Raw genomic sequence first — 11,588 nt, 5'->3', positions numbered from 1 at the left:
TGAAGACACTATCCAGAGCTTACTTCGAAACGTCCTGACCGAAGTATTTCTGAGAAATCTTGTCATAGGTGCCGTCAGCTTTGACGTCATCAAGCGCCTTGTTGATGGCCGCTACAAGCTCGTCATCACCCTTGCGCACGATAATGCCGGAAGCCGTGGCGTTTTCCTTTTCTGCAACAACTTTTACAGGAGCATTTGGCTGCTGCTTTTTGAAGTCGAGGAAAGAGAGGCTGTCATTGAGTGTTGCATCGGCGCGGCCTGTCAGAACAAGCTGGACTGACTGATCAAAGCCGTCTGTTGCAACGAGTTCTGCACCGGCTTCGGTGGCAAGCTTACCGTAATTGCTTGTGAGAGACTGAGCGGCTTTTACGCCTTTCAGGTCTGCAAAGTCTTTAATCGTATCGTTCTTGTCATTGACGATGAGAACGACCTTGGACACGATGTAAGGATTGGAGAAGTTGAACTTCTTCTGGCGCTCTTCGGTGATGCCGACCTGATTGATCACGGCGTCATAACGATTTGCATCGAGACCAGCAATAAGGCCATCCCACTTGCCTTCAACGAATTCAGGCTTCACGCCGAGCTTCTGAGCAATGGCTTCGCCGATTTCTACGTCAAAGCCAACAAGCTTGTTGTCTTTGTCGTGGAAGGTGAATGGGGCGTAGGTGCCTTCTGTGCCGATCTTGAGAACGCCAGCTGATTTGATGGCTTCAAGATTGTCGCCAGCCAGTGCTGTCGAAAGGAGAGCAGCCTGGAGAACGCTGACTGTTGCGAGGATTTTTGCGAACTTCATTTTAAGGTCACCTGTAAAAATATTCGATGGATTTAAAATACAGGAATTATTTTCTAATGATGCGTCGAAAATAGCTGCGGCTTTGTCACAAGTAGAATAATTTTCTAATTTTTTAATTTATATAGCGATTTGAATCCGAATAATCGAAATTCGCAATTTCTGGTTCTAAAAATGGAGAGCTCAAGCGGGTTCATTGCGTCTGAACTTACCGTGAATCTAATGAATGTCTCTGATTTTAGCATGTCCAATAGGTAGGTGGCATAAATCATAGTCATTAAAATATAGCGCCACTTTATTGACAAAATGTCGATAAGATGATGACATAAAACGCATAAGAAAAAGGGAGCAACTTGAATGGGGAATAACGGAGATGGCGAACTGATGGCGGAAGCGCCAGCAGATATGCAGTCGTTCGGCTTTGATGAAGTCTCTCTTCCAAAGCATCTTCGTTCCGTTGCAACGCTTGGCCCGATTGTGTCGTCGTCTCACCTTGCCGAAGGCGGCTCGCCGGGCATGTCCGAAGTCGAGTATGGGCTTATTCTCGCTTCCCATGCGTTTTCGCGCTGGATGGTCCGTTGTATGGCCGCAGCTGGTTTGCCGGGGCTTTCGCCAATCGAAGTGCTGATCCTTCATTCCATCCGGCATCGCGGACGCGAAAAGAAGCTGGCTGATATCTGTCTGGTGCTTGATATAGAAGACACGCATATCGCGACATACGCCATCCGTAAGTTGGAAAAAGCCGGGCTTCTGACGACAGGTAAGGCGTCCAAGGAAAAGACCGTCAAGATTACTGAAAAGGGTGCAGAGGCTTGCGCGCGCTATCGCGAGATTCGTGAGCGTCTACTGGTCGAATCGACCGCCAATGCCCGCCCTTCAGAAGAAACGCTTTCGGAAGTGGCTGCATTGTTGCGCTTCATGTCCGGTGCATTCAATCAGGCCACACGGTCTGCCATAACACTATAAGAGAGTTACGAGTTTGAGCGGAACTGTGTCTAAGCCTCTGCTGACAGTTGAGGGTCTAAGCGTTGAATTTGGCAGCAATCGTGTTGTTGATGATCTGAATTTCTCTGTTGCTGCTGGCCGCACACTTGCGGTTGTCGGTGAATCCGGGTCAGGAAAGTCGATCACGTCGCTTTCGATCATGCGCCTTGCTGATATGAGCGGCGCGAAATTCCCCAATGGCCGTATTCTGTTCAACGGTCCTGACGGCGAACGTGATCTCCTGAAAGCCGATCAAAAAGCAATGCGCGGTATTCGCGGCAAAGACATTGCGATGATCTTTCAGGAGCCGATGACGTCGCTCAATCCGGTTTTCACTATCGGTAATCAGCTCTCAGAAGTGCTTATGCTGCATGAAGGCATGTCGAAGAGTGCTGCTCTGGCTGAAGGCAAGCGGCTGCTGGAAATGGTGCGTCTGCCTGATGCCGAGGGCTTGCTCAAGCGTTATCCGCACCAGCTGTCCGGTGGCATGCGCCAGCGCGTCATGATTGCGATGGCGCTCGCTTGCCGTCCGAAACTGCTGATCGCTGACGAACCAACGACCGCTCTCGATGTCACCATTCAGGCCCAGATTCTGCACATCATCAAAGATTTGCAGAAAGAGCTTGAAATGGCAGTCATTTTCATCACGCACGATATGGGTGTGGTGGCGGAAATGGCTGACGATGTTGTGGTGATGTGGAAGGGTAAAAAGGTTGAAGAAGGTCCGGTAGGCCGTATCTTTGAAGCACCACAGCATCCTTACACACAGACGCTTTTGTCGGCAGTTCCGAAGCTTGGCAGCATGACGGGCGAGGCGTTTCCAAAGCGTATGCCGGTGATGATGATGCGCGATGGTGTGCCGGTTCTGTCGGGCGAAGAGCGCATTCAGGACACTGCACGTTATAGCGAAAATCCGCTTCTTGCCGTCGATGATCTCTATGTCCGCTTTCCGATCAAGAAGAACATGTTCGGCAAAGTCACGCATGTTTGCAATGCGGTCTCTAAGGTTGCTTTCGACATTTATCCGGGAGAAACGCTCGCACTTGTTGGCGAATCCGGCTCGGGCAAATCGACCATTGGGCGCACAATTCAGCAGCTCCAGTCGCCGTTAGCTGGCGATATCCGCTTTAATGGCAAAGCTTATTCGCAAATGAGTGCTCAAGAGCGCTACGCGATGCGTCGCGAAGTGCAGTATATTTTTCAAGATCCGTTTGCGTCGCTTGATCCGCGTAAAACCGTCGGCTTTTCAATTGCAGAACCAATCCGCACGCATGGTCTTCTCGACAACAACAAAGCAATCAATGCGCGTGTGGCAGAACTGCTTGAACGTGTGGGGCTTGGCCCGGAACATGCGTCACGTTATCCGCACGAGTTTTCGGGTGGACAGCGCCAGCGCATCTGCATTGCACGTGCGCTTGCTTCAAAGCCGAAACTGATTATCGCTGATGAAGCGCTGTCTGCGCTGGATGTTTCCATTCAGGCACAGGTGATTAACCTGTTTATGGACCTTCAGAAAGAGCAGGGTCTGGCCTATCTCTTCATCAGCCATGATATGGCTGTTGTCGAAAAGATGAGCCATCGCGTTGCTGTGCTTTATCTTGGTCAGATCATGGAACTTGGCTCGCGTCGTCAGGTGTTTGAAACACCATCGCATCCTTACACGCAGCGTTTGTTGTCAGCTGTGCCGGTTGCCGATCCTTCGGCGCGCACGGAGCGCGCAGCGCTCGAAGGCGAAATTCCAAGCACGACGCGTCGCATCGATGACAAGCCGACCATCTATAATTATCGCGAGATTTCATCAGGCCATTTCGTCGCTGAAAGCGCCTGAAGTCCTGAATTTTAACGAAACCCAAAGGGGAAACTAATGATAAAGAAAGCACTAAAAGCCGCTCTACTGGCGTCCGCGCTCTCGGCGGCTGTTATTGCGTCGGCTCCGGCTTTCGCCGCAGGCAAGCTCACCGTTTCGTCGCCGCAGGATCCGGGCAGCTGGGATCCGATTGATACGTTCCTCGTCAACTGGGCATCTGTCGGCACCAATATTTTCGACGGTCTGGTGTATCGCGGTCCTGATCTGAAAATCGTTCCCGGCCTTGCAACTTCATGGGAAGAGTTGGATGAGGGCAAGCGCATTCGCTTTACTCTGCGCGAAGGCGTGAAGTTCCACGATGGTGAGCCATTCAACGCAGAAGCTGTGAAATTTACCTTTGATCGTCTGCTCGGCGATGAAGGCGCGAAGGGTCCGCAGCGTTCAAATTATACCGCAATCGACAAGGTTGAAATCATCGACGAAAAGACGGTTGATTTTCATCTGAAGGCTGCTGATCCGGTTCTGATCACTAAGCTTGCCGCTTATGGTGCGATGATCGTTCCGCCGAAATACATCACCGAAAAGGGCGATGATTATTTCAACACGCATCCGGTTGGTACTGGCCCGTTCAAGTTTGTGTCCTATGAGCCAAAGGTCAACATTAAGCTCGAAGCTTTTGCTGATCATTGGGGTGGCGCACCAAAGCTTTCGGAACTTGAATATCGCTTTATTACTGAGCCTTCGACAGCTGTTGCCGAACTTCAGGCTGGCCGCGTTGATCTCGTCATTCCGCCGACTATTCCAATTGGCATGATCCCAACGATTGAAGCCGATCCGAAGCTTGAACTCGTCACAACTGCTGGCCCGACTGTTTATGCGCTTCGTTTCAATACACGCGACGGCATCACCAAGGATGAGCGCGTGCGTAAGGCACTGATCATGGCTGTGGATCGCGATGCGATCATTCAGTCCATTCTTGCAGGTCAGGCAGAGCAGATTGCAAGCTTCCAGGGATCGCTTTCCTTTGGTTTTGATCCGGAAATGAAGCCGTTGCCTTACGACCCAGAACAGGCGAAGAAGCTGCTTGAAGAAGCTGGCGTTCAGCCGGGTGCAGAAGTGCAGATCGACGTTCGTGGTAACGAAGCGACCTTCAATGAAGTCGCACAGGCTGTAGCTTCCTTCCTGCAGATGGTTGGCATTAATGCGACCATCAAGCCTTATGACACCAATGTTCTGCTCAACGATATCATTCCGCAGGGTAAGACTGGCGCGATGTTCCAGCAGTCATGGGGTGGCTGGACGCTCGATTACGATAACACGGCTTACTCGATGTATCATTCGGGCGAAAAGTGGAACCCATACGACAAGGACGAAAAGCTCGACAAGATGCTCGAAGCGCAGCGTTCGGTTCTTGATCGTGGCGAGCGCGAAAAGCTGCTTCAGGAAATCGCGCATTATGCAGCCGACCGTGCTCTGGAAATGCCGCTTTATAACCTCAAGGCAATCTTTGGCGTAAATAAGCGCGTGAAGAACTTTGCGCCGGTTCCGGATAGCCGTCTGCGTCTCACCGACGTGACTGTTGATTGATAAGACTAATGTGGCAAGCCGTTCATCGGCTTGCCACCGCATTTCGGAGGCGCTCTGGTGGCCGGATTTCTGATAAAACGAATTTTGCAGGCGTTGTTTGTGCTAATAGCTATGACAATGCTTGTATCCTATGCAATCCGGCTTACGGGCGATCCGGCGCTGATGCTGACGCAAGGTGCGGGCAGTATCACTGAAGCTGATCTTGAGCGCATTCGCGAAGGGCTTGGCCTCAATCAGCCATTCCTTGTGCAATATTGGCAGTTCTTCAAAGGGCTGTTCACGCTCGATCTTGGACGCAGTTTTCTGGGTGGAACGCCCGTTTCTGTTCTGGTCGGAAGTGCCTTGCCTGCAACGCTGATGCTGGCTTTTGCATCGCTGTTTGTGTCTATCGTGATTTCGGTGCCGCTTGGCATTAAAGCGGCTGTATCTCGTGGCAAATGGGCTGATCAGCTCATTCGCATTTGCTCGCTGGTTGGCTTGTCGTTCCCGAACTTCTGGCTCGCAACGATGCTGGTTCTGTTGTTCGGCATTTCTCTGCAATGGCTGCCGCCAAGCGGTATGAGCGGATTTGCAAGTTTCATCATGCCAGCCATGACGATGGGTATCATTCTGACGGCAACCAATGTTCGTTTGGTGCGTACGTCCATGCTTGAAACCCTGCAGTCACAATATATCATGGTCGCGCGTGCTAAGGGCTTGAGCGAAAATAAGGTGCTTTACAAGCATGCGCTGCGAAACTGCGCCATTCCGCTCATTACCTATATCGGCCTTCAGTTCGGCGGGCTGCTCGGTGGCATCGTTGTGGTTGAACGCGTGTTCAACTGGCCGGGCATGGGAACGCTGGCGTTTGATGCCGTTGCCGGGCGCGATTACCCTGTTCTTCAGGCGACAATCGCAATTCTGTCGATGCTGATTATCGGCGTTAATCTTCTGGTGGACATCGCCTATGGCCTTGTCGATCCGCGCATTCGGACGGAGTAGAGCAATGGCTTCCAAAACATCAACTCTCCCGCTTTCGCGCTTTGCAAGTATGGAATTCGTTGTCGGCATTTTGTTGACTGGAACAATCTGCCTGGCGGTCATCTTCTCTGGCTATCTGTTTCCGGCAGGTGCGAATAAGATCGACCTTATGGCGCGCCTGACCCCGCCATTTGTTAATCCGGCACATATTTTTGGAACTGATCCGCTCGGTCGTGACGTTCTTGCCCGCGTCATTATCGGCGGCAAGATCTCGCTGTTTGTTGGCTTCATCTCGGTCTTGGGCTCAGTCATTATTGGCACGATCATGGGATTGGTTGCGGGCTACTATCGTGGCTTCTGGGACATGGCGCTAATGCGTTTTGTCGATGTGCAGCTTGCCATGCCATTCATTCTGCTTGCGATCACGTTCATGGCGATCCTCGGTGGTGGCTTGGTCAACACGATTATTCTGCTGATCGTTTCTCAATGCGTACAATATGCCCGACTGGTGCGCGGCTCCGTGTTGTCGCTGCGTGAACGTGAGTTTATCTTGTCTGCGCGCGCTATCGGCGTGAAAGACTGGCGCATCATTTTCCAACATTTGCTACCAAATCTGCTTGGACCCGTGATCGTTTTGATGACGCTGAATGTGGCCAACAATATCCTGCTGGAATCCAGCCTGACCTTCCTTGGCTTCGGTATTGATTCAACCATTCCAAGCTGGGGCGGAATGCTGGCCGATGGCCGTACCTATCTCCAGACAGCATGGTGGGTGAGCCTGTTCCCCGGTCTTGCCATTCTGTTCACCGTGCTTGGCCTCAACCTTCTGGGTGACTGGCTGCGTGACAGTCTCGATCCAACCGGCAGGACTTCGCGATGAGTTTGATTTTTGAAAAGACTTATCAACGTTCAATCAATGTATTGATCGAACGATTTGCAAAGCCGGGATTGCGCGGCGCTAAAGTGGAAGCCTGGCTGTTCGATGATCAGCCAAGCCGCTTTGCCGCGGAAACGAAACTACGTGAGGCTGGCATTGATGCCCATCTGCGTTCAGCCTATAAGCCGCTTCTGCATTTCTTCCTTGAAGAGGTGGATGGTACAGCTCTCAAAGCTGCAACAATTCGCTATCCGCGCCATGATAATTGCGTCGAAAACCGATTTCTGCTTGAAACCTATCCGCTTTCCGCACTTTTGCCTGATGCAAAAATTAGCTTTAGCGCATCTGGTAAAGATGATTTCTACTATGAAGTCGACCTTACATTTGCCGATGGCCTCACGGAAAATCATCGTGTTTTCGCACCCAATCGCGTGCATGAAGATTTCATAGGCGAAACGCTTGTTTCACCAACCGGTTGGCTGATTGTCGAGCATCAGGGCAGCGTCGAAAATGTGCGCTTTGAGACAGCCTATGAAAAGCTCTTTCATGACACGATTTCGACCATTGCATCTCATGACTGGGGCAGGGGCGAACCCTATTTTGAAGAGCTGAACATTTCTGTTAGCTTGCCGATAACAGACCGTCGTCTTGCCTATGATGAAGAAGCATTGAGCCTTACGGAAGCTCTGCACGAAGATATCTATTTTTCACTGCTCGAAGTGTTTCAGAAAAAGTCGGGCCGACCTGTTGGGGATCGCGGCTTGCAGCCGGGACAGATTGTGCCGGAAGTTCGTTTCCGTGATGCCGACCCATATGTGAAAGTAGAGACGCGCCCGCTTGCAACGGCAGATGCAATGACTGCTGAGCAGGTGTTGGAAAATGCGCAGGCACCGCTTTCCGCCGATCAGATCAGGCGCGAAATTGTAAAGCTGGGCGGTTCACCTTTTGAGGCGAAGACGCGTGCAGGCCGCACAGTTCGCGCGACCTATGTTTCTGGTAGTGATCTTCCGATGATGATCAGTGCTGGCCAGCATGCCAATGAAACGACGGGCATCGTTGGTGCGTTGCGTGCCGCAAGCCGCCTTGCCGCGCGCAATGGCGGGCATTTTACGATCTCTCCGCAGGAAAATCCGGACGGATATGAAATTCATAAGCGTCTGTGTGTTTTGCAGCCACATCATATGCATCACGCGTCTCGCTACACGGCTCTGGGCGATGATCTGGAATATCGCACAGGAGAAGGACTTTTTGAAAAGGCCATTCGTGTAGAGGCTGAGGCTCGCACAAACGCGAAACTTCACGTCAATCTGCACGGCTATCCATCGCATGAATGGACGCGCCCGCTATCGGGCTATGTTCCACGATCCTTTGCAATGTGGACGCTGCCAAAGGGCTTTTTCCTGATTATACGTCACCACGCGTCATGGGAGAAAGAAGCTGAACAGCTGATGGATCATGTCACCAAGCATCTTGGTGCGATCGATGGTCTGCTTGAATACAACGATGCACAGATCAAGCTTTTCGAACAACACGCGGGCGAAACGGGTTTCCGCATTATCAACGGCTTCCCATGTCTGGTTGGTGTGGATGATCGCCACACGGTTCCGCTGACGCTGATTACCGAATACCCCGATGAAACGATCTATGGCGATGCTTTCGTCAAAGGCCATACGGCACAGATGGAAACCGTTCTCTCTGCTTATGATGCCTTGCAACTGCTCTTTCCGACCGAGCCGATTGCTTAACTAAAAGCGCATCCCGAAAAGTGTGAAGCGGTTTTCGGAAAAGATGCGCGTTAAAGAAAATTTTAGAGCGTTGAGCCGATTTAATCGGATTGGCGCTCTAAAGATAATAAATACCAATACGATTGCTGCCGATCATTTCGACGGCAATCTCCATCTCGTAAATATCGCGCAGAATGTCGGGCTGAATGAGTTGTTCCGGCGTTCCCTGATGCACGACCTTACCCTTGCGCATGGCAACGATGTGGTCGGAATAACAGGATGCGAAATTGATGTCGTGTAGAACCAGAACGACCGTCTTGCCGAGTTCATCTGCCGCTCGCCGCAACAGTTTCATCATTGAGGCCGAATGCTTCATGTCGAGATTGTTAAGCGGCTCATCGAGCAGAACGTAATCCGTATTTTGGCAAAGAACCATTGCTACGAATGCGCGCTGCCGTTGCCCGCCAGAAAGCTCATCGAGAAAGCGCGTACCCAGTTCCTCAAGTCCAAGATAGCCGATCGCCTGATCGACATGGTTGAGATCTTCGCGCGTTGGGCGTCCTTTGGAATGCGGGTAGCGTCCGAATGTAACCAGATCGCGCACGGTGAGGCGTGAATTGATCGCATTATCTTGTCGCAGGATCGACAGACGCTTTGCCAGAACATCGCCGGAAGTTGTTGAAACATCCAGCCCATCGACCGCCACGCGGCCTTTGTCCATCGGCAACAGACGGCTGACCATTGAAAGCAGCGTCGACTTTCCTGCACCATTTGGCCCGATGATCGAGGTAATGCCGCGTGCGGGCAACTGTAGCGTCACATCATCAACGACAACTGCATTGGCGTAAGATTTGCTGACTTCGGTTATTTCGATCAACGTGCGTTCCCCCTCACAAGAAGGATAATAAAGACGAGCCCGCCCAGAAACTCGATGATGACACTGAGCGCGGTGTTGAATGAGAAAATGCGCTCAAGAATGGTTTGTCCGCCGACGATGCAGAGAATAGCCAGTAACACAGCGATGGGTAAAACCGTGCGGTGTTTAGATGTTCCCGCTATCATGTAAGCCAGATTGGCGACAAGCAGGCCGAAGAAGGTGATGGGGCCGACAAGGGCGGTCGACACTGAAACAAGGATTGTTACGATCAGCAGAATGCGATGCACAACACGGCTATGGTCGACGCCGAGATTGATCGCCGGATCACGTCCAAGCGACAAGACATCAAAGACATTGAGAAAACGCAGGCCGTAGAGCGTCACCACTCCCACTATGATCGCTGCCAGCAACAGAATGTCTGCGTTGACACTATTGAAACTGGCGAAGAAACGGTCCTGAAGTACCGCAAACTCATTTGGGTCAATCATGCGCTGCATGAGGTTTGATGCACTTCGAAAGAAGACACCGAACACAATGCCGACCAACATAACCAGATGCAGGCTGCGCGCCGCTCCCGAAAATAGCCATGCATAAAGCGTGCTGGCAAAAATCACCATAATTGCGGTTTCGGCAAAGAAGCGGCCATTGGGACCGATTCCGTTCACATGGATGGCGCCAAAGGCAAAAACTGCAAATGTCTGGATCAGAATGTAAAGCGCATCAAAGCCCATGATCGAGGGCGTGAGAATGCGGTTGTTGGTGACTGTTTGAAAGAGAACGGTAGAGACAGCAATCGAATAGGCAACCAGTATCATTGCGGCGAGTTTGGTGCCGCGGAAAGCCAGGATAAAAGACCAGCTTCCTTTTGCGCCCAATGTCATGAAGGCAAGGCAGGAAACGAGCGTAAGGATTGCAAGAAATGCGATTATGATGCCGGGACGTTTAAGCAAGACGTGATCCCCGACGCAGAAGCAGATAAAGGAACAGCGCGCTGCCAACGACACCCATCATCGTGCCGATAGGAATTTCATAAGGAAAGCGGATCAGGCGCCCGACGATATCGCAGGCAAGCACCAATCCGGCGCCAAGCACGGCCACCCATGGCACGGCACGTCGCATATTATCGCCAATAAACATGCTGACCACATTTGGCACAATCAACCCCAGAAACGGGATCATACCAACCGTTACCACGACACTGGCGCTCACCATGGACACAATCACAAGTCCGAGCGTAACCACGCGGCGATAATTGAGACCGAGATTGGTGGTGAAGTCCTCGCCCATGCCAGCAACTGTGAAACGATCAGCTGCAATATATGCGATGACGGTGAGGACGAATGAAAGATACAGTAATTCATAACGTCCGCGCAGCACGCCTGAGAAATCGCCTGTCGTCCATGAATTGAGTGCTTGCAGCAGATCATAGCGATAGGCAATGAAGGTTGTGACCGCGCTAATGACGCCTCCCAACATAATGCCGACAAGCGGCACTACCAGAACGGAACGCAAAGGAATACTGCGCAGAATACGCAGGAAAAGCGCGGTGCCTGCAAGGGCTGTGACGGATGCCACCAGCATCTTGCCAAAGACCGGAGTGTCGGGCGCAAATAGAATGACCAGCAGGATACCGAGGCTTGCAGATTCAACTGTTCCGGCCGTTGATGGCTCGACAAAGCGATTGCGGGTGAGCATCTGCATGATCATGCCAGCAACGGCCATCGACATGCCTGCAAGGATGATCGCAAGTGTGCGTGGTATGCGGCTGATTAATAGCACTTCGGTCGCGCGGTCGGTGCTGTTTGCGCCAAACAGCGTGCTAAGCGATACATCGCTGACGCCAATAAACAGGCTGATGAAAGCCAGTATGACGACAACAATTACAGCTGCGGCGAGTGCCTTCACGCTAAATTCCCGTTCTCTTGCCTTGTCATAAGTTCGGGCCACAACTTGTGCGGCCCGAAATGACTGGGTCAGAAGAT

10 protein-coding genes are annotated in these 11,588 nt (G+C 51.7%); 6 read left to right on the top strand and 4 right to left on the bottom strand.

Translation table 11 applies throughout. The features are described 5' to 3' along the window. Positions 1–19 precede the first annotated feature (19 nt). Positions 20–793, bottom strand: a complete 774-nt coding sequence (locus J2782_RS10440; protein ID WP_310012077.1) for an amino acid ABC transporter substrate-binding protein — start codon at positions 791–793, stop codon at positions 20–22. Between the two features lie 354 nt (positions 794–1,147). Between J2782_RS10440 and J2782_RS10435 the strand changes: the two genes are divergently transcribed. The 6 genes from J2782_RS10435 to J2782_RS10410 are packed head-to-tail and all read left to right on the top strand — an operon-like array spanning position 1,148 to position 8,750. Then, a complete protein-coding gene (locus J2782_RS10435) occupies positions 1,148–1,756 on the top strand; it encodes a winged helix DNA-binding protein (RefSeq protein ID WP_404989622.1) in 609 nt (202 codons plus the stop codon). Positions 1,757–1,781: 25 nt separating this feature from the next. Continuing rightward, complete coding sequence (locus tag J2782_RS10430; protein ID WP_310012074.1) at positions 1,782–3,602, top strand: ABC transporter ATP-binding protein; 1,821 nt, start codon at positions 1,782–1,784, stop codon at positions 3,600–3,602. A 36-nt stretch (positions 3,603–3,638) separates the two neighbouring features. Beyond that, the gene (locus J2782_RS10425) at positions 3,639–5,168 is read left to right on the top strand and encodes an ABC transporter substrate-binding protein (protein WP_310012073.1); all 1,530 of its coding nucleotides are present in this window, start codon (positions 3,639–3,641) and stop codon (positions 5,166–5,168) included. A 57-nt stretch (positions 5,169–5,225) separates the two neighbouring features. After that, positions 5,226–6,149: an ABC transporter permease gene (locus tag J2782_RS10420; RefSeq protein WP_310012071.1), complete on the top strand. Its 924-nt coding sequence runs from the start codon at positions 5,226–5,228 to the stop codon at positions 6,147–6,149. A 4-nt stretch (positions 6,150–6,153) separates the two neighbouring features. Further along, positions 6,154–7,008, top strand: a complete 855-nt coding sequence (locus J2782_RS10415; RefSeq protein WP_310012069.1) for an ABC transporter permease — start codon at positions 6,154–6,156, stop codon at positions 7,006–7,008. Continuing rightward, complete coding sequence (locus tag J2782_RS10410) at positions 7,005–8,750, top strand: M14 family metallopeptidase (protein WP_310012067.1); 1,746 nt, start codon at positions 7,005–7,007, stop codon at positions 8,748–8,750. The genes J2782_RS10415 and J2782_RS10410 overlap by 4 nt, the downstream gene beginning before the upstream one ends. Before the next feature lie 97 nt (positions 8,751–8,847). Here the strand turns inward: J2782_RS10410 and J2782_RS10405 are convergent, their stop codons facing one another. From J2782_RS10405 to J2782_RS10395, 3 genes are read right to left on the bottom strand one after another with little or no spacing between them, the layout of a single operon-like run. Next, on the bottom strand, positions 8,848–9,606 hold the full coding sequence (locus tag J2782_RS10405; RefSeq protein WP_310012064.1) for an iron ABC transporter ATP-binding protein: 759 nt from the start codon (positions 9,604–9,606) through the stop codon (positions 8,848–8,850). Beyond that, positions 9,603–10,556 carry an iron chelate uptake ABC transporter family permease subunit gene (locus J2782_RS10400; protein ID WP_310012062.1) on the bottom strand — a complete coding sequence of 318 codons (954 nt, stop codon included), beginning with the start codon at positions 10,554–10,556 and terminating at the stop codon, positions 9,603–9,605. The genes J2782_RS10405 and J2782_RS10400 overlap by 4 nt, the downstream gene beginning before the upstream one ends. Further along, positions 10,549–11,511, bottom strand: coding sequence for an ABC transporter permease (locus J2782_RS10395; protein ID WP_310012061.1), 963 nt, complete (start codon positions 11,509–11,511; stop codon positions 10,549–10,551). The genes J2782_RS10400 and J2782_RS10395 overlap by 8 nt, the downstream gene beginning before the upstream one ends. Between the last annotated feature and the right edge of the window lie 77 nt (positions 11,512–11,588).

Origin of the sequence: Brucella pseudogrignonensis (assembly GCF_031454375.1) — a bacterium.
In the GTDB taxonomy this organism is placed as follows: domain Bacteria; phylum Pseudomonadota; class Alphaproteobacteria; order Rhizobiales; family Rhizobiaceae; genus Brucella; species Brucella pseudogrignonensis_A.
This window is presented reverse-complemented; position numbering and strand designations above follow the sequence as displayed.